This is a genomic window from Micromonospora sp. NPDC005367 (genome assembly GCF_040606825.1).
Lineage (GTDB): Bacteria > Actinomycetota > Actinomycetes > Mycobacteriales > Micromonosporaceae > Micromonospora.
Genome location: NZ_JBEXFP010000010.1, coordinates 25988 through 51040 on the forward strand (window position 1 = coordinate 25988; position 25053 = coordinate 51040).

Sequence of the window (25053 nt, forward strand, 5' to 3'; positions counted from 1 at the left end):
GCGCGGCTCCTTCCACGTGTGCGGCTTCACCGTCGGCGGTGCCGAGCGGCGCAGGCGATCTTATCGGCGAACCCGGTCGAGCACCTCGTCGCGGAGGGAGATCATCCGGTCCCGGGTGGGTGCCTCCACGTTCAGCCGCAGCAGCGGCTCGGTGTTGGACGCGCGCAGGTTGAACCACGCACCGTCGGGGAAGCGCAGGGTCAGCCCGTCCAGGTCGTCGGCCACCGCGTCCGGGTACGCGCCGCGTACGTCGCTCATCGTCGCGGCCTGGTCGGCCACGGTGGAATTGATCTCGCCGCTGGCGACGTACCGCTCGTACTCGCCCGCCAGCACCGACAGCGGCAGGGACTGCTCGCCGAGCGCGGCCAGGGTGTGCATGGCGGCGAGCATGCCCGTGTCGGCGAACCAGAAGTCCCGGAAGTAGTAGTGGGCGGAGTGCTCGCCGCCGAAGACGGCGTTGGTGCGGGCCATCTCCGCCTTGATGAAGGAGTGCCCGACCCGTGCCACCACCGGCTCCCCGCCGTGTTCCCGGATGATCTCCGGCACCGCGCGCGAGGTGATCAGACCGTGGATCACCGTGGCTCCCGGGTACTTCCCCAGCTCCCGGGCCGCGACCAGCGCGGTGATCGCGGACGGTGAGACGGGCTCGCCCCGCTCGTCCACCACGAAGCACCGGTCGGCGTCGCCGTCGAAGGCGAGCCCAATGTCGGCTCCGTGCTCCACCACCGCCCGCTGGAGGTCCACCAGGTTGGCCGGGTCGAGCGGGTTGGCCTCGTGGTTGGGGAAGTCGCCGTCGAGCTCGAAGTAGAGCGGCACGATCTCCAACGGCAGCGCCGACAGCACGACGTCGCCGAGCACGCTCGGCACGGTGTGGCCGGCCATGCCGTTGCCCGCGTCGACCACCACCTTCAGCGGGCGGATCTGCGACAGGTCGACGAGCTTGCGCAGGTACGCCGCGTACTCCGGCAGCATGTCCCGCCGCTCGACGGCCCGCGTCGGCTCGCCGGCCGGCCGGGACTCGTCCTTGTCCAACAGCGCCTGGGCCCGGTCGCGGATCTCGGCCAGCCCGCTGTCCTGCCCGATCGGGCGCGCTCCGGCGCGGCACATCTTGATCCCGTTGTAGCGAGCCGGGTTGTGGCTGGCGGTGAACATCGCCCCGGGCAGGTTCAGCGACCCGGCGGCGAAGTAGAGCATGTCCGTCGAGGCGAGACCGAGCTCGACGACCGAGCGCCCCTCCGCGCGTACGCCGGCGGCGAACGCGGCGGCCAGGCCGGGCGAGGTGCCCCGCATGTCGTACCCGATCACCACGGCGTCGCCGGGCTCGTCGGATCCGTTCAGTAGTTGCGCGAACGCGGCGCCGAGGGCTTCGGCGGTCCGCTCGTCCCACTGGTCAGGCACCGTCCCGCGGACGTCGTACGCCTTCACGATCTGGGACAGATCAGACACCGGTTCACTCCTTGGCCGCAGGTCGTCACGCACCCTGAGCGTATCGGAGGGCACCGGTCGCGCCTCGGTCAGTCGGGCAGCCTGGGCATGAGCACCGTGTGTTCACCGCCGGTGGCGGGCATCGACGGGGGGACGTGCTCCTGCCCGTAGCCTCCCCGCTGCCCGGGGACCGGCCGGGTCTCGTCCGGCTCGGCGGCCGGCCGGGTGCCGTAGACACCGCCGCTCGCGGGCCGCGGGGAGGGAACGCCGTAGACCGCGCCGGTGGCGGACGGCTGGCCGTACACCTGGCCGGGGCGGGCCGGCGCGGCCGGCGCCGGCGTCCCTGCGCGGTAGGTGGTGCCACCTGGGGAGCCCACCGACGGCGCGACCGGCTCGCCGCCAGGCGACTTGTCCTGCCGGGACCTGCGGACCAGCAGCCCGATCAGCAGCGCCCCGAGGGCGACCAGGCCCAGACCGATGAACATGATCGGGGACATACCGGATGACTCCTCGGCTTTGTTCGTTGTGCTCGGTCCGGTCGGTGCCGCCAGCGCCGCCGAAGTCGAATCGGGTTCGGCGGCCGCCTCGGTGTCCACCGGAGTCGGGCTCGGTGAGGGCTTCTTCGACGGGGTCGGGGACGCGGTCACCCGCGCGCCGTCCACGCGCGCCGAATCCGAACCCCGGCCCAGCGTCCGGCCGGCCGCGTTGGTGGCCTCGCCGATCACGGTGAGCCGCCCGCCCGGCGCCCCGGCGACGAAGGCGACCCGGTAACGCATGGTGATGCGCTTGCCCTTGCAGAGCGACGGCTTCGCCGGTGCGACCTGCGAGGTGCTCACCGTGCCGCCGCCGTCGGCGGGAACCGGGAACCAACGACCACCGTAGTTCACCTGGATTCTCACCTGGTCCGCCCGCAGGCCGTCCAGCCGCAGGCCGAGCGCCGTACGCAGCATCACGCACCCGTCGCTGCGCTTACGCACCTCGACGTTCACACCCTCGGCCGAGCCACCGGCCCGGAAGCTGCCGGCCGAACCCACTCGCACCGAGTCGTCGTCCGCGAGGGCCGGCGACCCGCCGAGCAGCACCAGGCCACCAAGCAACGCGCCGACGGTCGCGAGCCGCGCCACCTGCCGTACCGCCATGATCACCTCGCCGTCCGCTTCCGCGTCAGGCTACTACCGCCCCACCTGACCCACCGGTCATAGAGCGCACCGGATGTGTGCCTCATTACTCGCCGACACGTCCACCGCTGGTCCGCCCGGATCGGGTCTGGTCGGCGGGTCAGCGTCGTTCAGGTGGCGGCGCGATGCGTGCCGCGGCCAGGGCGTCGCGGCAGAGCCGGTCCGCGGTCCGGGTGGTCTCCGGCAGCCGGTAGCGCGGGGTCAACGTGAGCACCTGGGTGACGGCGTTGTCCAGACTCATCCGATGACCGACGCTGACGAAGACCGGCTTCACCTCGCTGCGGGTACGCAGCACCCGGCCCACCACCTCGTCCCCGTCGCGCAGCGCCGACCACGCGCCCCGCTCGGCGGCCGGCGCCGCCCAGGTACCGATCAGTGGGGTCTTGCCGACGCCGATCGCCGGTAGGCCGGTCACGACACCGAGATGACAGGCGAGCCCGAAGCGGCGCGGGTGGGCGAACCCGTGCCCGTCACAGACCAGCAACTCGGGAAGGCTGGTCAGCCGGTCCAGCGCGGCGAGCAGCGCGGGCAGCTCCCGGAACGCGAACAGACCCGGGACGTACCCGAACGCGGGCCGACCGACGCTCACAGCCTGGTCGAGCACCGCGAGGGTGCGGGCGTCGAGCACGGTCACAGCGGCCGCGAGCAGGTCGTCGCTCTCGGCGTACGCGACGTCGAGCCCGGCCACCGTCGCCGGCTCGGCCGGGCCGGGTCCGACGAGGTCGACCCGCGACCGCAACTCCTCCTGTACGGCCACCGCCTCGGCCACACTGGCCGGCGTGGCCGCCGGGTCCGGCACGGTCATCGCCCCCGCCTGCTCGATCCACCCGTTGATCCACTCGGCTTCACGGAAGTCGGGTGATCATCTTGCCCACGACAGCCCGACTTCACTGATCCCGAGTGGATCGAGACGTCGCCGTCGCGTCACACCTACTGGCCGACCCGGCCGTCGATCAGCTCGCGCAGCAGATCGGCGTGCCCGTTGTGCCGCGCGTACTCCTCGATCATGTGCACCAGCAACTCGCGCAACGAGATGACCTCCCCGTTGCGCTTGCGACCCTTGACCCCGAGGTCGGACGCCCGCCGCACCACCTGCTCGGCGAACTCGACCTCGGCACGCCAGTTCCGCCACGCCTCGCCGACCACCCCCGGGTCCGCGACCGCGCCGTTGAAGTCGGCGTCCCGGTCGTTCTCCGTACGGTAGACATCCGGCACGTCCTCGCCGGCCATCACCCGGCGGAACCATCCCCGCTCCACCTCGGCCATGTGCCGGACCAGGCCGAGCAACGACATCGTGGACGGCGGTACGGCCCGACGGGCCATCTGCTCGGCGTCGAGGTCGGCGCACTTGAGCTGCAGAGTGAGCCGTTGGTCGCGTAGATACTCGACGAGGACCGTCCGCTCGTCGTCGAAGCCGCCCTCCGAGCGCGGATCCTCGTCGGGGTGGACGAACATGTTCGACCAGGCGAAGCCCAGCGCGGGTGGCGCTTCGGGCTTGCCGGTGGCGGGCGAGTCAGCCATACCGCGACACTCATGCACGCCCCGGCCGTTCGCAAGCGGTTTAGGGCTGCCGCCCAAGGGACGGGTCGGCACCCGGATCACCCGCCCGCTGCAACTCCTCCTCGAACATCACGAACGTCCTCCGACGTACCCCCGCGATCAGAGCGATCTCGGTGGGCGTCGGGTAGCGGCGCTCCTGGGCCAGGGCATCCGTGATGGCCCTGACGGTCTCGTAGAGAGCGAAGATCGGACCTTCACCGGTGAGGTAGTGGGCCCGCTCACGCTCCGTCTGCTGGACGAACTCCTCCCGTGTCAGCTCCTCGATCTCGTCCCCGCCGACGAAGAGCAGAGTGTCGATGAGCTTGCTCGCCGGAGTCCAACCGCCGGTGTCCTTGGAAAGGCGCCACGCCGCCACGCCACCGTCCGTCGTCTCCACGAGCTTGATCGGTGATTCGTAGTAGCTGAAGAAAGCTGGGAGCACCAAACCTCCGGGTCGGTTCATCCCTCCGACACCTCTCCTCTGTCGTTGCCCAACGCACGCCAGTAAGCATCCTGTCCACGCCGGAGCAGCCCGTCGCGCACCGCACGTTCAGTCGGTGTCAACGGCCGGCCCGCCTCTCCAGCGATTGCATCCAGGTCCCGCCTGATCTCGTACAACGCATGTTCCCATTCCGCCACTCCCTCCAGCGCGACGAGATGAAGGCGCAGTTCGGCGATGTGCCCATTCGACATACGCAGCTTGAGCAGCACATCCCGGTATCCACTCGCCGGCGGGCGAACGAAACGGTCCTTGATCTCGAGCACCACCACGTCCGGGTCTCGGCTCAGCTCGTGTAACGCGTCGTACAAGTCGTCCAGCCGCCGAAACTCCAACTTCGCGGCCGCGAGATCCGTCAGGCGCGACGCGTCGTTGTCGTATTCGACGAGCTTGTCCAAAACTCGTCGGTGTGCCTTCGGCGCGCGACGCCAGCCAGGCTGCCCACGGTCGCCAGCCAGCCGCATGACCATGGCGTTCAGCTCCAGCTGCGCCGCCGCAGCATCGTCGTAGAGACGTCGCAGGTAGTCGGCTCGGAATTGGTCGTCGTGGCACCGCGCCATGTCGAAGCCGGCCTGGATGCTCTCCTGCCGCCGGGCGCGCAGCCTCTGACTCACCTCCAACTGACGTGGAGTGAGCGCGGTCGGCCGGGGTGGCGGTGGCACGTCCTGGGCCGCAACCGCCTCGGCTCCCCGCTGCGATATCTCGGCGAGTACGTCACCGAGGACGTCGATCGCCTGTTGGTGGCTCGCCAGGTGGTGCAACGTCAGGGGGCGAGCGGTCAACGAGTCGAACAGCTCCGGCGTCGCGAGGACCATGCGCGCCAGGTCGGACCGCTCAGCCATCTGCCGGATCAAGGCCTCGGCGAGCAGCGGCTCGTCCGGTGGCGCTTCCCGCCATGCTCCGTCCAGCATCGCGTGCGCCCGCGAGTCGGCGAAGAACGCGGCCACGTCCCGGGCGGCGGCATCGCCCAGGTGCGGTACGAGGCGCCGCAGCGTCGGCGCGTCCAACGCCGTGGCCAGGTCCGGCGGCGGCACACCTGCCCGGAGGGCGCTGTCGAGGTCCGACGCACCGGCGATCACGTCGGTCACCGGCGCGCGCTCGGCAGCGGCCGATCCGGGGCCGGCAAGAACGTGCAGGCGGTTCAGGTACGGCTGCCCGTACCCCTCGTCAGGCTCGGCCGGTGGGTACTCGGGCAGGTCCGGGAGGACGCTCTGCCTTCCTCTCGCCAGTCCGGCCATGGGCATCGGCCGGGCGTCCGACCCGAGCACCAGAACCTCGAGGTTGATCGAGTTGTACAGGTTGGGTGTCCCGGTGTGCGGGTAGAGCGGCCGGGTGGCGATCGCACCGGTCTGCGGGTCGAGGTAGAGCACGGTGCCGTTCTGGTTGAGGGCGACCGAGATGTGGGAACCGCCGCCCTCCCACGTATTGATCACGAATGCGTAGCTGCCGTGCCCGCCGAGCACCAGTTGGTCGTGCAGGTTGCGGTACCCGCGATCGATGACGTGCCGCCGCTGTGCCCAAGGCATGTCGTCGCCGGGCTCGCAGAGCCGCTGGAACCGTCCACCGCTGACCTGCTCGACCCGGCGGGGCCCGTCCAGTTCCCCGTCCAGCGGCCGGTTCACGTCTCCCGCCGCGTACGCGTCGAAGGTGCGGGGCGCGGACACCCGTGGGCGGCCGTGCACCCACGTGTCGAAGAGCGACAGGGTGCAGTCGACGCAGTTGATCCCCCGCGTCGGGTCCGCGGCCGGGCCTCCGTCGTTCATCAGCCGGAACCAGTCGCCCTGGCGCGGATCCGGGGTGCGGGTCACCCGCCCGTCGGGCTGCCGGGGAACCCGTCGCTCGACGTCGGTCTGATGCAGCGCCAACGGCGGACGCAACCCACCGGGCCGGCCGTAGCGGCGTGTCCTGTCGATCGGCGGCGGATGGCGGTCGCCGGTGAGCGCCGAGTGATCCGACGTGTCGACCGCGCCGGTTGCGAGGTCGCCGACGTCGTCGTTGATGCGCTGGAAGTTCTCCTCGTCGACGCCGATCCTCGGCGATGCCACCGTGCCGGCGAGGATCTCCTCGGCGAGGTCCCACTGCTGGTGGTACCAGCGTTCCCGGTCGCGGGCCTCCGCGAAGTACCGTTCGGCGGTTTCGTGCAGGCCGGCCTGCGCCAGCTCGCGGCCCTCGCTGATCAGCCATCGAATCTCGTCGTACGTACGGTCGGCGTCACGGCGTCGCTCCGTGGCCCGGTCCCGGCGCCGATTCTCCTCGTGGGTACGGCGCTGGTGTTCGAAGTGGCCCCGGTGGCGGCGCCGCTCGAAGGCGTCGAGGTCTTCGGCCCAGGCGGCCGGCCGTGGTCCCTGCGTGCCCACCGGATCTGGCGGCCCGTCGGAGGGCGGCCGAGGGGTCGGCGGCAGTGGCTGATCCGGCACCCACGGTCCGCCCGTCGCCGGCCGGCGCGGCGGCGGTCCCCCGCCATCCACCGACGGCACGGTCGACCGGTGCGGCGGGACGGGCTCGGGCACCCGGGTGGCAGGTGCCGGTGCCGCCGGCGCGGGTTCAGCGGGCGTGGGCGCCGGCGGCAGAGGTGCGGCCGGCGCCGGCTGAGCCGGCCAGCCGTTCGAGGTGGCGACGGTCGGCCCTGGCGCCGTGGCGACTGTGGACGGAGCGAGCGGGGTGATCGCCGGCGGTACCGTCCCGCCCGTCGTGGTCGGGCCGGCCGTCGCTGCGGCTTTCTCGACAGCACCCGAAAGTGGCGGCGGAGGCCCGGCCAGGACCGAAGGGGACGTCGCTCCGGCCGTGCTCAATGTCAGGCTGTCGGCGATCGTCCCGGTGACGGGCTGCGCCGCCACGGTCGGAGGCCCCACCGGCAGCACGGGCTCCGTGCTCGACGTCGGGCTGCCGGTGTTCGTCGCCGGGATCGGCGGCGGCGCGGCCACAGCGGAGGACTGCACCGGCGGCCCCGATTCCGCCGGCACGGTCGACGCGGTGAGTGGATGGCCGGCGGCGCCCGTGGACACCGCCCCGGCCGGTGTGACGGTTGCGAACGCTTCCTCGGCCGGTGGGCGGGGCGCGGGCAGCACCGGCTCGGTCAGGCCCGGCAGCCCGGGGCCGGGTGGCAGCCCCAGGTTCATCGAGGCCAGCGCGGTCAGCCGGCCGTCCAGTCGGGCCTGGAGGGCCGCGTCCGCCCGCGCCGTGGCCGCCCCCGTGCCGCCCGAGACCGCGGCCCGAGCGGCGTCCTCCACCGAGCTCAGACCCGCTCCGGTGGCCAGGCCGGCGGCGTTCTCCGCGATCACCTCGCCGGCCATCTCCCGGGCGACCTGCTCACCGATGCCCGCCCCGTGCCCGGTCGCGTGCCGGCCCAGCCCGGCCAGCGGTGCGGCGGCGCCCCCGGCGAGGCCGCCGAGCGCCGAGGTGCCGAGGTCGGTGAGGTCCAGCCCGTCGCGCCGGCCCGTGGAGTTCTGGTACGCCTGGGTGGCGAGGCTGATCCCAGCCTCCTCGCCCGCTTCGGCGAGTCCGCCGAGCGCCGAACGTCGGGCCAGTCCCCGTACGCCACCCTCGGCGACCCGCCGGCCGGCCCGCTCGCCGGCCTCCTTCAACCCGTGGCGCAGCGACTTGCGGGCGAGTTGCCCAGCGAGTCGCCTGAAGATCTGCTGCACGATCACCCGGCTCGTGGCGATCGCCGCGCCCGCCGCAGGCGAGGCGGCGCCGGCGGTGAGGACGGCCGCGACGGCCAGCGACAGCAGCTCGACGACCAGGATGCCGAGCTCGATCCAGACTTCGAGTTTCGCGGCCTCGATGTCGCAGCCGCACTCCTCGACCATCCGGCCCAGGTCGGTGCTGACGGCGAGCAGGACCGGCAGCGGCGCCTCGTCGCCCTCGGCCAACCGCCGCCAGGCCGCCTCGAATGCTTCGGGGACCGCGCCGACGGCGCCGTAGCCACTCTGCACGTCGGCGGCGGCTTCGATCGCGTCGGCCCGCGGGGCGGCGAGCGCGGCGGCCACCGCGTACCACTGGTCGGCGAGGTCCCAGACGGCGCGCTCGTTCCCTTCCGGCCATTCGACACCGACCACCCAGTCGAGGGCCTCGTGGATCCAGCCGGGCAGGTCCCACGGTGCGTAATCGAGCGGGTGCGGCACCGGGCTCGGCAGCAGGGTCATCGGGACGCCCCGCGGTCAGCGCTGATCGGTGACGCGGGAGAGGCGGCCCGCGGCGGCCGCGTCCGTGGCCATGTTGGCGTCGACCGAGCGCACCACGTCGGCGCCGAGCGCGCTGAGGTGGTTGCCGACCCCCTCCCAGGCACGCAGGACGATCTGCTCGCACTCGCGGTAGCTGCGCTCGAAGGCCGCCCCGATGTCGTCCCGGCCCCAGGGCCGCTGGGCGCTCGCCGAAACGATCCCGTCGCCGACCTCGACCCGCCGGGCGGTCACCGCCGCGCCGGCGGCACCGAGGTCTGCGCCGCCGCGCCGGGCCCGGGTGGCGTCCAGCCACAGCTGCCCGCCGTCGACCACGCCGGTCATCTGCCGCCGCCCAGCGCCGTGTCGGCCCGCTCGAACAGCGCACCGAAGTCACCCGTACGCAGGAACTCCATCGAACCGGAACCGGCGGGCAGGTGGTCGGCGACCATCTCCTGCGTGGCCGTGACCGCGTGGGTGGTCGCCCGCCGAACCGTCTCGGTTATCGTCCGGCTCAGCGCGGCGGCGTCCCGCTCCCCGTAGATGGCGGGGGTCAGCTCGACGGCGATCAGCTCGCCACGGGCTCCCACCGTGGCGGTCACCCGGCCGTCGGCCGAGCGTTCGGTCACGCGCAGGCCGGCGAGGCGGTCGCGCAGTTCGTCCAAACCGGACCGGAGCCGCTGGTATTGACCGTAGACCTCGTCGAACCTGACCCGTAGCGGGTGATTCGCCGACCGGTCCGCCTCCTGCACCACGCCGCCTCCCCGTCACCGTGTGTAGGCCGAACCATACCGGGCGCCACGAAACCTGTGGGGTCCGGTAGTTTTTGTGGGGTGATCGACCGTCATCAGGCCGAGCAACTCGCCGCCGTGTGGGCCCACCGCCACTCGCAACGCCTCGGCTACGAGTGCGTGCCGACCGTCGACGAGTTCGACCTGGGGTTCGTCATCACGTCCACTGTGTCCGCCGGCGCCCGGGCGCTTCCGGGAGACCTGCCGACGACGGTGGTCGACCGCGAGACCGGCGAGGTGAGCACCTGGCCGAGGGTCCCGCCGAACGTCGTCGAGGAGCTCTACCGGCGTAACCGGCCGGTCGGCCCGAGGGCTCCGCGTACGGTCGATACGGCGGGCCAACTCCTGCGGGAGATCCGCCGGCTACCCACCCCGGGCGCCGTCGCCCACCTGACCCTCGACGGCCGGTTGTTCCAGGCGCGGGGCGCCAAGGGCGACGTGGAGCTACGGCATCACCCGCTGGTCCGCCGCTACCTCGACGAACTACCCGCCGGCCACCTCGCCCGTGGTGGCGACCGACACGCCGAGCTGGTCGTGGTCTCCGACGTGCTGCACGAGTACGACCACCGCCGCGATGCCGAGGGCATCGCGCCGATGGGCCTGGGTGACGCCGAGATGCTGCTCGCCGCGGCCCGCTTCGAGGTGTTCCGCGTACGCGAGCCGGGCGACCCGGCCGGTGGGCTCGCCGAGCGCCCCTGCGACTCCTGCCTGAACTTCCTCGTGCACTTCAACGTCCTCCCCTGGTCGATGCTTGCGTACACACAGGAGTGGCGGCCCGACCACCAGCCCTCGCACGAGCCCGACCGGTTTCCCCGGGAGGTGTCGGACTCCCTCATGGACGGCGGCTGGGAGGACGGCCCGCTCAACGAGGTGCTCTGCTCCGGCGCGATCCGGGAGACCGTCCAGGTGCGGGGCCAGCGGCACCGCCACGTTCCGTTTCCGGCAGCCGTACGCGCGTTGACCGACTTCCCGGCGATCCTCAGCCGGCGGCGGGGCCCTGGTGAGCAGGTGTGGGTGAGCCGGTTCACCACCAACCCGCTGCGCGGCGCGCACAGCGCCGACAGCCTCGCCGACTTCGCGGCCGTGCTCGGCAGCCGGTTGTTCCCGTTCGGCTCCGAGCACGGGGACAGCATCTTCGCCGTCGACGAGCAGGGCCGGGTGTTCGCGCTGGACCAGGCGGGCGAGTGGTTCCTCGGCTCGGACGTCGACGCCGCGCTGACCACGTTGCTGCTCGGGCGGGGCGCGTCCCGCGTCCGGGACGACGGCACATGGTGAGCGACCGGCGGCGGTCCCTCTAGAGGCGCACGCCGGTGAGCACGAGCACGCGGGGCTCGGTGTAGTCCTCCATGGCGCTGCGCAGCCCCTCCCGGCCCGCGCCGCTGCCCTTCACCCCGCCGTACGGCATCTGGTCGGCGCGGTACGAGGGCACGTCCCCGACGATCACCCCGCCCACCTCCAGCACGCGGGCGGCCAGGAACGCGGTGCGTACGTCGTGGGTGAAGACGCCCGCCTGCAATCCGTACGCCGAGTCGTTCACCGCGGCGAACGCGGCCTCGTCGTCCTGTACGCGGGTGACCACCAGCACCGGCCCGAAGATCTCCTCGGCGTTGACCTTGGCGTCCGCGGGCACTCCGGACAGCACGGTCGGCGGATAGGTGGCATCCTCGCGCCGGCCGCCGACCTCGATCGTCGCGCCGGCCACGACCGCCTCGTCGACCCACGCCTCGACCCGGCGGGCCGCGTCGGCGGAGATCAGCGGTCCGACGTCGGTCCGTTCGTCGCTCGGGTCTCCGGTGCGCAGCTCCTGCACCGCGGCGAGCAGCCGGGGCAGGAAGCCGTCGTAGAGCCATTCGTGCACGTAGACCCGTTGAACCGCGATGCAGGACTGCCCGGCCTGGTAGTTCGAGAACGTGGCGATCCGCTGCGCGGCGAAGGTCAGGTCCTCGTCGGCCGCCCAGTCCGCGCAGATAACGGCCGCCGCGTTGCCGCCCAGCTCCAATGTCACGTGCTTCTCCGGCACCGAGCGGCGGATCTCGGCACCGACCGGTCCGGAGCCGGTGAACGACACGACCGGCAACCGCGGGTCGGCGACCAGCCCGGCGGCGCGCTCGTTGGGCAGCGGCAGCACCGACAACATGCCTGCCGGCAGGGCGGTCTCGGCGAGCAGCTCGCCGAGGAGCAGCGCGGTGAGCGGGGTGGCCGGTGCCGGCTTGACGACGATCGGCGCACCGACCGCGACGGCTGGGGCGACCTTGTGCGCGACCAGGTTGAGCGGGAAGTTGAACGGCGTGATGCCCAGCACCGGGCCGCGGGGCACCCGGCGTACGAGCGCGATCCGGCCGGTGGCGGCCGGATCGGTGTCGAGGCGTTGCAGGTCGCCGGAGAAGCGCCGGGCCTCCTCGGCGGCCCAGCGGAAGGTGGCGATGGCGCGCGTCACCTCCGCCCGAGCCCACTTCAGCGGCTTGCCGTTCTCGGCGGTGATGAGCCGGGCGACGTCGTCGCCACGCTCGGTGAGCCGGCGTGACACGTGGTCGAGGGCGCCCGCGCGCACGTGCGCGGGGAGCGCCGCGGCCTCCGCCGCCACATCGGCCGCGGCCGACACGGCCGCTTCGACCTGGTCCGGCGTGGCCACGGTGGTACGCCCCACGACCCGACCGTCGTACGGATGGTGGACGGTCAGTTCACCCTCGCCGTGAACGGGGCGACCGGCTACGTAGAAGGCTCTCGACTCCACCATCGAAGCCTAGACCGGCCCTTGGACTGACTGATCCGGCTGCTCGACGGCGTGCGCGTCACGGACGGGCACCCACGACATTCCCTTCTATCCTATAGTCCTAGTGTCGTAGGACTATAGAGAGGGCTCAGGTGATCGAGTTCGTACTGGACGCCCGGTCCAAGGTGAACACGTACGTGCAGCTGATCCAGCAGGTGAAGCAGGCCCTACGCGTGGGGTTGCTGGTGCCCGGCGACCAGCTGCCCAAGGTGCGCGACGTGGCTCAGTCGCTGGCGATCAACCCCAACACGGTGCTGAAGGCGTACCGCGAGCTGGAGATCGAGGGTCTCGTCGAGGGACGTCCCGGCGTCGGCACCTTCGTCCGCCGCACGCTCGGCGGGCCGCCGCTCGCCGACCAGGCCGAGCTGCGCGAAGACCTGGTGGCCTGGCTCCGCCGCGCCCGCACTGCAGGCCTCACTCCTGAGGACGTCATCGCCCTGGTCGAGACCACTCTGCGGGCCACACTCGCCGCTGAGGCGGCCCGCACGCAACCCGCCGCCTCAGCCGGCTGAGAGGAGAGCACATGGACATCGCACTGGAGACCGAGCAGCTCGGCAAGCGATACGGAAGACGGTGGGCGTTGCAGGACTGCTCGTTCCGCCTGCCGGCCGGTCGGATCGTCGGCCTCGTCGGCCCCAACGGCGCCGGCAAGAGCACTCTCCTGCACCTCGCCGTCGGCCTGCTCCGGCCTGACGCGGGTGAGGTGCGGATCTTCGGTCGTTCGCCGTACGACAACCCCGCCGCCCTGCCCGACATCGGCTTCGTCGCGCAGGACACCCCGCTCTACCGCGACTTCACCGCGGCGGAGCTGGTGCAACTCGGCGGCCGGATGAACGTGCGCTGGGACGCCGCGTTGGCCCGGGAACGGCTTGCCCAGCTCGGCATCCCGCCGAAGCTGCCGGTCGGCAGGCTCTCCGGCGGCCAACGCGCGCAGGTCGCGCTCGCACTCGCCCTGGCCAAGCGGCCGCGGCTGCTGCTGCTGGACGAACCGGTCGCCAGCCTCGACCCACTCGCCCGCCGCGAGTTCCTCCAGTCGCTGATGGGCAGCGTCACCGACTCCGGAACGACGGTGCTGCTCTCCTCCCACCTGCTCGCCGACCTGGAACGCGCCTGCGACCACCTGGTCGTCCTGCACTCCTCCCGGGTCCGGCTCGCCGGCGCGGTCGACGACCTGGTCGACGCACACCGGCAGCTGGTGGGGCCGCGGCACGTCGGTGAGTCGATCGCCGGGGTCGGCACAGTGGTACGGGCACGGCACACGGAACGTCAGTCCACCCTGCTGGCCCGGGTCGACGGCGTCGTCGATCCGGAGTGGACGGTGCACGACGTGACGCTGGAGGACGTGATCCTCGCCTACCTCGCCGATGGCGAGACGACCGTCGCCCGCACCGATTGGGAGGTGCCCGCATGATCTGGCTGACCTGGCGCCAGCACCGCCGGCAGGCGTTGTTCACCCTGGTGGGCCTGGTCGTGCTCGCCGCCCTCATGATCCCGACCGGGCTGATGATGCGTGCCTCGTACGCCGACAAGGGCCTGGCCGAGTGCCTACGGGTGTTGAACGCCGTCCAGCCGGACCCGGAGCGCGCCCGGTCGTGCAGCCGGGCCCTGAGCCAGTTCGCCGACCAGTTCAGCTCGATGTCCCTGATCGGCGTGCTCTTCCTCGTCCTGCCGCTGATCGTCGGGCTGTTCTGGGGAGCGCCGCTCGTCGCCCGCGAGGTCGAGCAGGGCACCCACCGGTTCGCCTGGACACAGGGTGTCGGCCGTCGGCAGTGGGCGCTGGTGAAGTTCGGGTTCGTCGCGATCGTCGCGGTGGTGGTCGCCGTGGTCTACGGGCTCGGCATGTCCTGGTGGGCCACGCCGCTGACCGGGGCCGCGCAACAGAGCCGTTTCGACGTCTTCTTCTTCGACATGCAGGGGGTCGCCCCGATCGGGTACACCCTCTTCGCGATCGCCCTGGGTGTCTGCGCCGGGGTCTTCTGGCCGAGGATGATGCCCGCGATGGCGGTGACGCTCGGCGGGTTCGTCGGCCTGCGGATCCTGCTGACCGTCCTGGCCAGGCCGCACTACCTGCCGCCGGAGACCCGGGCCATCCCGATCCAGGGCACGATCGGGGAGCCGGGTGGCGCACTGGGCGACTGGATCCTCGAGAAGGGCATCCGGAACGCCGGCGGCAGGATGGTGCTGTCCGATGCCCAGGCCGCGTGCTCGGCCGCCACGGGCCCTGCGGGCGGGAAGTGCCCACCCATCGCCGAGTTCGGCGAGGGCGCCTACAACTGGCAGCTCTACCAGCCGGCCGACCGGTTCTGGCTGTTCCAGGGCATCGAGTCCGGCATCTTCGTCGCGCTGGCCGCCGTGCTGCTCTACCTCGCCGTGCGACGGATCCGCCGTGTCGCCTAGACCGCCCCGACCGGCGGCGGGATGCGAGCGGACGGGAACGTCGTGGCGGCCCCCTCGCGGGGTGGCCGCCACGGCGTTCCCGCCGGCCCGGTCAGTTCAGCACCGGCGGGCGAGACGTTCAGCGGCGCGCCGGAATCACAACGGGCCGTACCGGGTGTGTGGGGCATCAGTCATCAGGGCCCAGTAGCGGTCCCCGTACGACCAGTGCCACCACTCCGTCGGATAGTTCACCATTCCCGCCCCGCTGAGCGCGGCCACCAGGATCTCCCGGTTCCGCCGCGCCGCCGCCGGGATGTTCTCGGCCGCGGTGAAGCAGGCGTTCGCGCTCGCCTCCGGGGTGGCGTCGACGACCGTGCCCATGTCCAGCTCGATACCGTCCGCGTCGCAGAGGGTCAGGTCGACGGCCCCGCCGGTGCTGTGCGGCGCCACCTCGACCGGGGAGACGAACTTGGTGGTCTCCACGTGTAGCCGCTCCGGCGACCACTCGGGGTACCGCCGGCGCAGCTCGTCCCGGTAGCCGGTGAAGATCTCCAGCTGTGCCTGGTACGGCCGGTAACCCTCGATGACCAGCAGGCGCAGGCCCACCGGGAGGGCACGCTGCGCGGCGAGCAGCCGGTCCGCGACGCCGCGCCGCACCCGGGCGTACGACCCGGCGGCATCGGCGGCGCGGACGTCGAGCCGCAGTTCCGGCACCTCACGCAGGTCGACCAGTTCGTCGCCGTCGTCCTCGCTCCGCACCGCGGCCACGCGCGGATCGGAGAGCAGGATCATCGCGGCTCTTCCAAACGCGCGCTCGCCGGCCGCTCGGCGTGCCGGACGAAGGCCAGCTGGACCAGGCGGTCCACGAGGTCCTGGTAGCTGACGCCGGACGCCGCCCACACCTTCGGGTACATCGAGTGCGCGGTGAAGCCCGGCAGCGTGTTCAGCTCGTTGACGTACAGGTCACCGTTCGCCTCGTCGTAGAGGAAGTCGACCCGGGCCAGGCCCCAGCCGCCGATCGCCGCGAACGCCCGTACGGAGAGTTCCCGGATCCGCTCGGTGACCTCCTCCGGCAGCGATGCCGGAACGATCATCGGGTCGCTGTCACCGAAGTACTTCTGCTGGTAGTCGAACCAGCCGCCCTTCACCTGGACCTCGCCGACCGCCGAGGCTTCGGGACGCCAGCCGCCGAGCACACCGGCCTCCAGCTCCCGGCCGGTCACGCCCTGCTCGACCACGACGACGTTGTCGTGCTTCAGTGCCTCCTCGATGGCGGCCGCCAGGTCGTCCCCCTCGGCCACCCGGGAGATGCCGATGGAGGACCCCATCCGCGCGGGCTTCACGAACAGCGGCCGGCGCAGCCCCAGCACCAGCTTCTCCGGGTCGTCCACGGTCCGGTAGGTCTGCGCGTCGAACGACGCCTGCGGGGTGACCGGCACGCCCTCGGCCCGCAGCGCACGCTTCATGGCGACCTTGTCCATACCGATCGCGGAGGCGAGGATGCCGCACCCGACGTACGGCACGCCGAGGGACTCCAGCAGCCCCTGCACCACGCCGTCCTCGCCGTACGGGCCGTGCAGGACCGGGAACACCACGTCCAGCTCGGCCGCGACGGTGCCGGGGGCGTCGGCCGCGGTCACCGCGAGCGTGCCCGCCCGGTCACCGGCACGCAGCTCCACCACCGGCCCGGTCACCGTAAGCCGGTCTTCGATGGCCAGCCCGGTTCCGACGGCCGCGCGCAGCTCCGCCAGCGTGGCGTCCGGCACGAGCCGGAAACCGCCGGTACGGGTCACGCCGATGGCGAACACCTGGTGGCCGGCGTCGGCCAGGGCCCGGGCGACGCCGAGCGCGGAGGCGCAGGACACCTCGTGCTCGGCGGACGGGCCACCGAACAGAATTCCGATCCGGACAGGCGTGCTCATGCCGCCACCCCTTCCATAGTCGCCAGGTCGGCGAACTGCCGGGTCGCCAACCGGGCGACCAGCTCCGCTTCGACATTTCCACCGGTCAGCACCACGCCGACCGTGCGGTACCGCTCTCGCCCCTGGCCGCTCTGCACGGCGTCAGGCCGGTTGACCGCTTCGCCGAGGTCCGCCGCCAGCCGCAGCGCACCGGCGAGCCCGGCCGCGCCGGACGGCTCGATGAGCACCTTCAGCTCCATCAGGAGCATCTGGAACGCCTCGGCGATCTGGTCGTCGTTGACTCGTACGACGCCTCGGATGGCGTCCCGCGCGACGGCGAAGGGTAGCTCACCAACGCAGGTGGGGCGAAGACCGTCCGCGATCGTCGAGGCCGGTGACACCGCCGTCGGCCGGCCCGCCATGAGGCTGTGGGCCAGGGAGTCGCAGCCCACCGGCTCCACCCCGTACACCTCGATCGGGGTGCCCGAGGCGGCCAGGCAGGCACCGGCCACGCCGCCGCCACCGCCGACCGGCACCACCAGCGCGTCCAGTGGCGTGCCGGCGCGCTCCGCGTCCTCGATCAGTTCCAGGCTCGCGCTGCCCTGCCCGGCGATGACGTCCGGGTGGTCGTACGCGTCGATCAGTGGGTGACCCTGGGCTTCGCTGATCTGGCGGGCGGTCGCGATCCGCTCCTCCAGGGTGCTGCCCGCGAAGACGATGTTCGCTCCCGCCGCCCGCGCCCGGGCCACCTTGGTCGCCGGCGCGTCGACCGGGAGCACGACCGTCGCCGCCAGCCCGTGCCGACCTGCCGCGAGCGCCACGGCCACCCCGTGGTTGCCGGTGCTCTGGGCCACCACGCCGGTGTATCCGGCCGCGGCGAGCCGGCCCACGGCCAGCATCGCGCCACGCATCTTGTACGAGCCGCCGGTCTGGAGGTTCTCCGCCTTCATCAGGATCCGGACCCCGGCGAGCCGGTCGATGGCCGGAGAGTTGAGCACCGGCGTACGCACCACGCGGCCGGTCAGCCACCAGGCCGCCTCCTGCACCCGGGCCCGGTCGGGTACGGCCCGGATCGGTACCGTTTCCGGCGCCGAAGCTGCAGCTGGCACCTCGGTCGGCCGTTCTGTGCGCGACATGATCTCTCCTTCACGGTTGCGCTTCCGGCCGGTACGCGGTGGCAGCTGGAACATCCACCACGCGCCGACCGCCAGCAGTCCGCGGTGGATGGCCAGGCTCAGCGCCAGCACCGCCGCGGTCACCAGGACCGGATATCCGGCCACCAGCAGTTCCCGTCCCGGCCCGTTCAGCTCTGCGATCGGCCCGGCGAGGAGCCGGTGCAGCAGAGCGAGCACCGGCATGTGAATCACGTAGACCGGCAACGTCTGGCGCCCCAGCGTCGCGAGCATCGTGCCGGCTGCCCGCGCCCGCTGGGCGACAATAGCCGCCGCCGTGATGCCGAACGCCACCGCGGTGACCGAGACGACCGGCCAGACGCCGAACCACTGCTCGGCGGCGGCCAGCCCCATGAAGGCCAGCGCGGCCACGTACACCGCGGCGGTCCAGAGCAGGCGTCGACGGCTCGCGGTCGCCGCCCAGCGCGTCAGGTACGGCCGCAGGTGCACGCCGGCGAGGAAGAACACGAGGTTCTGGTACACGCCGCCCCGATTGCCGGGTGTGTCCAGCAGCCCTGCGGCGGCGACGGCCGACAGCACGCCCGAGACTCCGAGCAGCACCGCCGGGTGGACCCGGCGCAGGGCCTTGGCCACCACGAAGTAGAGCGCCAGCGCGTACAGGTACCAGAGGTTGGACGGCGTGATGGTGAGCTGGGCCAGCAGTCCGCCGAAACTGGTGGCCCGGTCGGTCGGGAAGCCCGGTGAGAGCGCCAGCAGGGCGGTGTGCACCAGCAGCCAGATCGCGTACAGGTAGAGGTTGCCGGCGATCCGGGGGCGGGCGGTGGTCCGCCACGACCGGTTGACCGCGTTGGCCGCGAAGATCCCGGAGATGGTGAAGAAGAGCGGCATCCGCAGCGGCAGCAACTGCTCACCGAGCAGGCCCCACGCTCCCGGCACCGGAATGCCGACCCGCCAGCCGATCTGGAGGTAGTCCTTCACCACCACGTGCCAGAGCACCACGAGGATGATGCAGGTGCCTTTGGCCACGTCGGCCCACGCCTCGCGCCCCGCCCTCGTTGGCACCGCGGGCGCGGTCGACGTCTCGGTTGCGTTGGTCACAACGTCCTTTCCTCTCCGGCTCCGGGCGGTGCCGGCGGGCCGCGAGCGCGGGCCGCCTGCGTTGCCGGGCAGGCCGGAGTCGGCGATCCGCGTACACACGGATCCCGGGGCCGATCGGTTCGGTCTCTGGTCGGCGGCGCTGCCGATCTAGTGCGGTACGGGTAGTTGGACGTCGACACGCAGGCCGCCGCCGTCGAGCGGCCGGGCGGCGATGATGCCGTCGTGTGCCTGGGTGATCGAGCGGGCGATGGCGAGCCCCAGTCCAGCGCCACCGCTCTGGTTGGTCCGGTCCCGAGCCAGCCGCCGGAAAGGCTCGAACAGTCCGGCGACAGCCTCCGCCGGCACGATCTGCCCGGTGTTGGCCACGGTCAGTGCCGGTGTCCGCCCGACCGTGACAGCGAGCCGACCGCCGGGCCGGTTGTACTTGATCGCGTTCTCCACAAGGTTGGTCACCAGGCGTTCCAGCAGCACCCGCTCCCCCATCACGACCCGCGGTGCGAGCTGGCTCTCCACGGTCACCCCGGCCGCCGTCGCCCGATCCTGGTACGCGGCCAGGACCGCGCGGGTGATCTCGTGCAGCGGCTGCGGGGTCGAGGAGCGGAGTCCCTGATCGCTCTCGCTGAGCGCGAGCAGCCCCTCGATGAGCCTCTCGTTTCGCTCGTTGGTCTGCAACAGCTGGGCGGTCAGCAATTCGAGCTGCTCGCCGGTCAGCGCCTGAGCCATGCCGACCTCGATCAGGGTCCGCTGGACCGCCAGCGGTGTACGCAGCTCGTGCGAGGCGTTCGCGGCGAACCGTCGCTGGCCGTCGTACCCGGCGGCGATACGCTCCATCATCTGGTCGATCGCCTGGGAGAGCTGGGCGAGTTCGTCTCGGCCGCGCCGCCGGATCCGGTAGCCGAGGTTCTGCGGACCGACGTGCGCGATCGGGTCGGCGAGGTCGCGCACCGGCCGCAGGCACCAGACCGCGGCACCCCAGACCCCGACCACCGCGACCACCGCGAGGACGAGTTCGATCAGTTGCGGGATCGCGTAGTCGAGCTGGCGCGCCGGATCGCACGCCGCCCGCAGTCCGGGGACCGGCAGACCGCAGATCTCCTCCGCGGGCAGCCACAGCATGCCCAGCACCCATTTGCCGAGGCCGGGCAGGAACAGCCCGGCGAGCAGCGCGAGCACGCCCACGAGCACGACGCGGCGGCGCGGACTCACTCCGGCCTGCCGATGCGGTAACCGGCCCGGGGCACCGTGTGGATGACCGCCGGCTGCCCGAGCTTCTTGCGCAGGGTCATCACCGTCACCCGCACCGCGTTGGTGAACGGGTCGGCGAACTCGTCCCACGCCTGCTCCAGCAGCTCCTCGGCGCTGACGACCCGACCGTTCGCACGCATCAGCACGTGCAGGACGGCGAACTCCTTGGGGCTGAGGCTGACCGGACGTCCGTCGCGGGTGACCGTGTGCCGGGCGACGTCCAGCGCCATGTCGTACTGCTCGAGCACCGGCGGCACGGCCGGTGCGGACCGGCGGCCGAGCGCCTGCACCCGGGCGACGAGCTCGGCGAACGCGAACGGCTTGGTCAGGTAGTCGTCGGCGCCCAGGCCGAGGCCCTCCACCCGGTCCCGGATGCCGGCGGCCGCGGTGAGCATCAGCACCCGGGTGCCGGCGTCCGATCCGGCCAGGCTGCGGCACACCTCGTCGCCGGTCCGCCCGGGCATGTCGCGGTCGAGCACGGCCACGTCGTACCGGTTCACAGCGATCCGCTCCAACGCCCCGTCGCCGTCGTAGCAGACGTCGACCGCCATGGAGACGCGGCGCAGCCCCTCGGCGATCATGTCCGCCAACAACCGCTCGTCATCCGCCACCAGCACCCGCACGCTTGCCGCTCCCGTGATCCTTCGTTGTCCGGCATACGCTCTCAAGCAGGAGATAAGGGTTTCGTAAACACCCGCCTGAGCAATCGTCCACGCCCCGGAGGCAGGGACAAGCGAGCACCCACCGGCGCTGCCTCGTGCGTACGAGTATGGGGCGATCCGTCTTGGCTCCGCGCGCTCGCCGACGCCACGGAGTGAACCGGATCACGCCGAGGCCCCGCTCCGACTCCGTCGATCGCACCCTTGGCGGGCGGGGGTGACCTGGGTCACCATGGGCGCAAGGAGGTCGCCGGTGGCTGACCCGTGGCTCGCCCTGGAACTCGGCGCCGATCCCGCGGAGCGGATCGCGCAGGTCGCCGCCGCGCACGAGGCGTTCCTCACCGTCGGCGCGGCCCCCGACCGGGTCCGCGACGTGGTCCGGCGGTCCTGGCAGCGATCGGCCCTGCTCGACCCGGAGGCCACCGCGCCGGTCGACCTCACCGACGACGCGCTGGTCGACTACCGCGCCGCCCACCCGCTGGCCCGGGTGCTGCCGCTCTTCCGGGACCTCCTCGGCGGCATCGCCTTCGACGGCGCGCACCTCATGGCGATCTGCGACGCGCACGGACGACTGCTCTGGGTCGAGGGCCATCCGGGGGTGCTCCGGCGCGCCGAGGCGATGAACTTCGTTCCCGGTGCCCGATGGGACGAGGCGCACGCGGGCACGAACGCCCCCGGCACCGCGCTGGCCGTCGATCACAGCGTGCAGATCTTCGCCACCGAGCACTTCAGCCGCCGGGTGCAGCGCTGGACGTGCGCCGCCGCGCCGATCCACGATCCGCGCACCGGGCGGCTGCTCGGCGCGGTCGACATCACCGGCGGCGACCACCTGGCCAACCCGCAGAGCCTGGCGCTGGTACGAGCCACCGCCCGCGCCGCCGAGGCGGAACTCGCCGCGGATCGACCGTTGGAGCCGGGTGTGGCGACTGTCCTGGCGCTCGGCCGGGACGAGGCGGAGCTACGGGTGGACAGGCGGCGGGTCCGGCTCGGACGCCGGCACAGCGAACTGCTCGTGCTGCTGCTCGAGCACCCGGAGGGGCGGTCCGGGGAGCAACTCGGCCTCGACCTGTACGGCGACGACCGGCTGCATCCGGTGACCGTGCGCGCCGAGCTGTCCCGGCTGCGCCGCGCACTCGGCCCGGAACTGCTCGACTCCCGCCCGTACCGGCTGCGCGGCACCGTACGCGCGGATTTCCGCTCCGTCACCGCCCTGCTCGACCGGGGCGACCCGGCCGGCGCGCTCGACGCGTACACAGGTCCGCTGCTGCCCGCCTCCGACGCGCCGGGAGTGGCCCGCCTGCGCCGGTTCATCGACGGCCAGCTCCGGGCGGCCGTGCTCGCCACCGCGGACCCGGCGCTGCTCGCGGCCTGGACCGCGACGCCCGCCGGCACCGACGACCTGGCCGCCTGGCAGGCGCTGGCGCGGACGCTGCCGCCGGGCGCGCCGCGCCGATCGCTCGCGGTCGCCCGCATCCACCAGCTCGCCCGGGAGTACGGCCTGCCGCGCGCAACGTGGTTGCAACGTTCCGGCAACTAGCGTCGCCCCCGTCACCGCACCTCGACGGCGGAGGTAACCATGACGCGCTACGACGCGCCCACCCACTGGCAGTCCCGCTACGACCACTTCATCGGCGGCGAGTACGTCAAGCCGCACGGCGGAAGGTACTTCGAGAACCCCACCCCCGTGACCGGCGAGGCCTTCTGCGAGGTCGCCCGGGGCACCGGCGAGGACGTCGAGAAGGCCCTCGACGCGGCGCACGGCGCCGCCGACGCGTGGGGCCGCACGTCCGTGGCCGAGCGGGCCCGCATCCTCAACCGGATCGCCGACCGGATGGAGGAGAACCTCGAGTCGTTGGCGATCGCCGAGACCTGGGAGAACGGCAAGCCGGTACGCGAGACGCTGGCCGCGGACATTCCGCTCGCCATCGACCACTTCCGTTACTTCGCCGGGGCGATCCGGGCGCAGGAGGGAAGCGTCGGCGAGCTGGACGACGACACGGTCGCGTACCACTTCCACGAACCGCTCGGTGTCGTCGGGCAGATCATCCCGTGGAACTTCCCGCTGCTGATGGCCACCTGGAAGCTCGCCCCGGCTCTCGCCGCCGGCAACGCCGTGGTGCTCAAGCCGGCCGAGCAGACCCCGGCGTCGATCCACCACTGGCTCTCGCTGGTGGCCGACCTGCTGCCGCCCGGCGTCGTCAACGTGGTCAACGGCTTCGGTGTCGAGGCGGGCAAGCCGCTCGCCTCGTCGGCGCGGGTGGCGAAGGTGGCGTTCACCGGCGAGACCACCACCGGGCGGCTGATCATGCAGTACGCCAGCGAGAACATCAAGCCGGTAACGCTCGAGCTGGGCGGCAAGAGCCCGAACATCTTCTTCGACGATGTCAGCGCCGCGTCCGACGACTTCCTGGACAAGGCGCTGGAGGGCTTCACCATGTTCGCGCTCAACCAGGGTGAGGTCTGCACCTGCCCGTCGCGGGCGCTGATCCAGCAGGGCCACTACTCGGACTTCCTGGCGGCGGCGGTGGAGCGGACCAGGGCGGTGAAGCAGGGGCACCCGCTGGACACCGAGACGATGATCGGGGCGCAGGCGTCGAACGACCAGCTGGAGAAGATCCTGTCCTACCTGGACATCGGCCGGCAGGAGGGCGCGAAGGTGCTGACCGGCGGGGCGCGGGCCGACCTGGGCGGTGAGCTGTCCGGCGGGTACTACGTGGAGCCGACCATCTTCGAGGGCGACAACTCGATGCGGATCTTCCAGGAGGAGATCTTCGGTCCGGTGGTCTCGGTGACCTCCTTCGCCGACCTCGACGAAGCCGTGAAGATCGCCAACGACACCCTGTACGGGCTGGGCGCCGGCGTCTGGACCCGGGACATCAACACCGCCTACCGGGCCGGACGGTCGATCCAGGCCGGACGGGTGTGGACCAACTGCTACCACGCGTACCCGGCGCACGCGGCGTTCGGCGGGTACAAGCAGTCCGGCATCGGCCGCGAGAACCACAAGATGATGCTGGAGCACTACCAGCAGACCAAGAACCTGCTGGTCAGCTACTCGCCGAAGAAGCTCGGCTTCTTCTGATGGGCAGCGACCCGTCGGGCGCCGCGGTTCCCGGTCGGTCGGGCGCCGCGGCGCCGCCCGGCCCCGTTCCACTTCCTCGGGCGGCGACGCCGATCTCGCTGCCCCGCCCGGCGGAGCCGGTCTCCGTGACGCCGGCCGCGGCGGAGCTGCTCCGGTCGCTACGGGAGCAGCACGGGCCGCTGATGTTCCACCAGTCCGGCGGCTGCTGCGACGGCAGTGCCCCGATGTGTTACCCGGCGGGCGAGTTCCGCACCGGTGGCTCGGACCTGATGCTCGCCGCGCTGCACATCGACGGTGTGCCGGAGCCGGTGGAGTTCTGGATGTCCCGCGCGCAGTGGGACCTATGGAAACACACGAGGCTCACCGTGGACGTGGTGCCCGGCCGGGGCAGCGGCTTCTCGCTGGAGGCCCCGGAAGGCGTCCGCTTCCTGATCCGCTCCCAGCTCGCCGGGGTCGAACGGCCGGATGCCCCCGCTTGACCCGCGTCAGCCGGCGGCGATCTGCTCGTACCGGTCGACGGGCCGTACGGCGACGCCGCCGGCCCGGTCCAGCCCCTGCCAGAGCGCGCTGGTGGCCGGGTCCTGCTGTGCCACCTCGCGTTCCGTCGCGACCAGGTATTCGGTGAGGAAGTCGCGCAGCGGACCCGCCGCCACGCTCTGCGCACGCTCATCGGCAAACTTGGGTGCCGCATGCAGCAGCAGCAACAACATGCCGTGCACCCGCGCCTTCTGCGACTCCAGTGCCGGCTGGAAGTACGGCAGGTCCAGGGCCCGCGCCCCCAGCCGGGCGTAGAACCGGAGCCGCGCCTCTGGATCGCCGTGCGCCGGGTTGCCGGTGTGCCGATCCGGGCGCTCCACCTCGGCCACGATCAGGCACGGGTCGTACCGCTGCGCCCAATCGCGGACGAGGTGGCCGAGCAGGAACGTGCCCACCCCGGTGCCCCGGCCCTCCTCGGCCACGGCGAGGTAGCTGAGCAGCATCACCCTGGGGGCCTCGTACCAGGATCCGACGGCCCCGCCGAGCAGCGTGCCGGCCTCGTCACGGACGATGAAGACCTCGCCGACCCCGCTGTGCAGATCGGCGACGAGGCTCTCCCGTGTCACCAGCTGCTCGTCGGGGAACGAGGGCACTATCACCTGCCGGTAGAACAGGCCGGTAGTGGCGTCGTCGGTCAGGCGCTCGATCCTCATCCGG

At 72.2% G+C, this 25053-nt stretch carries 22 protein-coding genes; 7 read left to right on the forward strand and 15 right to left on the reverse strand.

Going from position 1 to position 25053, the window contains the following annotated elements; all coding sequences use genetic code 11:
* Window positions 1-60 precede the first annotated feature (60 nt).
* From ABZS42_RS09805 to ABZS42_RS09840, 8 genes are all read right to left on the reverse strand, one after another.
* Complete coding sequence (locus tag ABZS42_RS09805) at window positions 61-1446, reverse strand: phosphomannomutase/phosphoglucomutase (protein ID WP_355143537.1); 1386 nt, start codon at window positions 1444-1446, stop codon at window positions 61-63.
* Window positions 1447-1514: 68 nt separating this feature from the next.
* Complete coding sequence (locus ABZS42_RS09810) at window positions 1515-2564, reverse strand: hypothetical protein (RefSeq protein WP_355143538.1); 1050 nt, start codon at window positions 2562-2564, stop codon at window positions 1515-1517.
* A 139-nt stretch (window positions 2565-2703) separates the two neighbouring features.
* Complete coding sequence (nfi, locus tag ABZS42_RS09815; protein WP_355143539.1) at window positions 2704-3408, reverse strand: deoxyribonuclease V; 705 nt, start codon at window positions 3406-3408, stop codon at window positions 2704-2706.
* A gap of 125 nt (window positions 3409-3533) precedes the next feature.
* Window positions 3534-4124: a DinB family protein gene (locus ABZS42_RS09820; protein ID WP_355143540.1), complete on the reverse strand. Its 591-nt coding sequence runs from the start codon at window positions 4122-4124 to the stop codon at window positions 3534-3536.
* A gap of 40 nt (window positions 4125-4164) precedes the next feature.
* Complete coding sequence (locus tag ABZS42_RS09825; RefSeq protein ID WP_355143541.1) at window positions 4165-4584, reverse strand: hypothetical protein; 420 nt, start codon at window positions 4582-4584, stop codon at window positions 4165-4167.
* Window positions 4585-4601: 17 nt separating this feature from the next.
* On the reverse strand, window positions 4602-8786 hold the full coding sequence (locus ABZS42_RS09830) for a toxin glutamine deamidase domain-containing protein (protein ID WP_355143543.1): 4185 nt from the start codon (window positions 8784-8786) through the stop codon (window positions 4602-4604).
* Window positions 8787-8801: 15 nt separating this feature from the next.
* A complete protein-coding gene (locus ABZS42_RS09835; RefSeq protein WP_355143545.1) occupies window positions 8802-9146 on the reverse strand; it encodes a hypothetical protein in 345 nt (114 codons plus the stop codon).
* Complete coding sequence (locus tag ABZS42_RS09840) at window positions 9143-9556, reverse strand: YbaB/EbfC family nucleoid-associated protein (protein WP_355143547.1); 414 nt, start codon at window positions 9554-9556, stop codon at window positions 9143-9145. Before ABZS42_RS09840 ends, ABZS42_RS09835 begins: the two co-directional genes overlap by 4 nt.
* A 78-nt stretch (window positions 9557-9634) precedes the next feature.
* Between ABZS42_RS09840 and ABZS42_RS09845 the strand changes: the two genes are divergently transcribed.
* Window positions 9635-10867 (forward strand): SUKH-3 domain-containing protein, encoded by a 1233-nt coding sequence (locus ABZS42_RS09845; protein ID WP_355143549.1) that lies wholly within the window; start codon window positions 9635-9637, stop codon window positions 10865-10867.
* Between the two features lie 19 nt (window positions 10868-10886).
* On the opposite strand, the gene ABZS42_RS09850 is transcribed toward ABZS42_RS09845, so the two are convergent.
* Window positions 10887-12326, reverse strand: coding sequence for an aldehyde dehydrogenase family protein (locus tag ABZS42_RS09850; protein ID WP_355143551.1), 1440 nt, complete (start codon window positions 12324-12326; stop codon window positions 10887-10889).
* Window positions 12327-12457: 131 nt separating this feature from the next.
* On the opposite strand from ABZS42_RS09850, the gene ABZS42_RS09855 reads away from it, so the two are divergent.
* From ABZS42_RS09855 to ABZS42_RS09865, 3 genes are read left to right on the forward strand one after another with little or no spacing between them, the layout of a single operon-like run.
* Window positions 12458-12877 (forward strand): GntR family transcriptional regulator, encoded by a 420-nt coding sequence (locus ABZS42_RS09855; RefSeq protein WP_076471228.1) that lies wholly within the window; start codon window positions 12458-12460, stop codon window positions 12875-12877.
* Between the two features lie 11 nt (window positions 12878-12888).
* The gene (locus tag ABZS42_RS09860) at window positions 12889-13776 is read left to right on the forward strand and encodes an ABC transporter ATP-binding protein (RefSeq protein ID WP_355143554.1); all 888 of its coding nucleotides are present in this window, start codon (window positions 12889-12891) and stop codon (window positions 13774-13776) included.
* Window positions 13773-14762 (forward strand): ABC transporter permease subunit, encoded by a 990-nt coding sequence (locus tag ABZS42_RS09865; RefSeq protein ID WP_355143556.1) that lies wholly within the window; start codon window positions 13773-13775, stop codon window positions 14760-14762. The genes ABZS42_RS09860 and ABZS42_RS09865 overlap by 4 nt, the downstream gene beginning before the upstream one ends.
* Before the next feature lie 135 nt (window positions 14763-14897).
* Here ABZS42_RS09865 and ABZS42_RS09870 read toward each other — a convergent pair whose 3' ends face one another.
* The 5 genes from ABZS42_RS09870 to ABZS42_RS09890 form a co-directional block, all read right to left on the reverse strand.
* Window positions 14898-15533: a M15 family metallopeptidase gene (locus ABZS42_RS09870; protein WP_355143558.1), complete on the reverse strand. Its 636-nt coding sequence runs from the start codon at window positions 15531-15533 to the stop codon at window positions 14898-14900.
* Entirely contained in the window at window positions 15530-16663 is a 1134-nt protein-coding gene (locus tag ABZS42_RS09875) for a D-alanine--D-alanine ligase family protein (protein WP_355143560.1), read from the reverse strand. Before ABZS42_RS09875 ends, ABZS42_RS09870 begins: the two co-directional genes overlap by 4 nt.
* A complete protein-coding gene (locus tag ABZS42_RS09880) occupies window positions 16660-18873 on the reverse strand; it encodes a pyridoxal-phosphate dependent enzyme (protein WP_355143561.1) in 2214 nt (737 codons plus the stop codon). Before ABZS42_RS09880 ends, ABZS42_RS09875 begins: the two co-directional genes overlap by 4 nt.
* A 147-nt stretch (window positions 18874-19020) precedes the next feature.
* A complete protein-coding gene (locus ABZS42_RS09885; RefSeq protein WP_355143562.1) occupies window positions 19021-20079 on the reverse strand; it encodes a HAMP domain-containing sensor histidine kinase in 1059 nt (352 codons plus the stop codon).
* The gene (locus ABZS42_RS09890; RefSeq protein WP_355143564.1) at window positions 20076-20741 is read right to left on the reverse strand and encodes a response regulator transcription factor; all 666 of its coding nucleotides are present in this window, start codon (window positions 20739-20741) and stop codon (window positions 20076-20078) included. The genes ABZS42_RS09885 and ABZS42_RS09890 overlap by 4 nt, the downstream gene beginning before the upstream one ends.
* Before the next feature lie 289 nt (window positions 20742-21030).
* On the opposite strand from ABZS42_RS09890, the gene ABZS42_RS09895 reads away from it, so the two are divergent.
* From ABZS42_RS09895 to ABZS42_RS09905, 3 genes are all read left to right on the forward strand, one after another.
* A complete protein-coding gene (locus ABZS42_RS09895; RefSeq protein WP_355143566.1) occupies window positions 21031-22314 on the forward strand; it encodes a GAF domain-containing protein in 1284 nt (427 codons plus the stop codon).
* Window positions 22315-22353: 39 nt separating this feature from the next.
* On the forward strand, window positions 22354-23859 hold the full coding sequence (adh, locus tag ABZS42_RS09900) for an aldehyde dehydrogenase (protein ID WP_355143568.1): 1506 nt from the start codon (window positions 22354-22356) through the stop codon (window positions 23857-23859).
* Window positions 23860-23957: 98 nt separating this feature from the next.
* The gene (locus tag ABZS42_RS09905) at window positions 23958-24338 is read left to right on the forward strand and encodes a DUF779 domain-containing protein (RefSeq protein ID WP_355143745.1); all 381 of its coding nucleotides are present in this window, start codon (window positions 23958-23960) and stop codon (window positions 24336-24338) included.
* 6 nt (window positions 24339-24344) lie between these two features.
* Here ABZS42_RS09905 and ABZS42_RS09910 read toward each other — a convergent pair whose 3' ends face one another.
* Window positions 24345-25049, reverse strand: coding sequence for a GNAT family N-acetyltransferase (locus ABZS42_RS09910; RefSeq protein WP_355143570.1), 705 nt, complete (start codon window positions 25047-25049; stop codon window positions 24345-24347).
* Window positions 25050-25053: the final 4 nt, after the last annotated feature.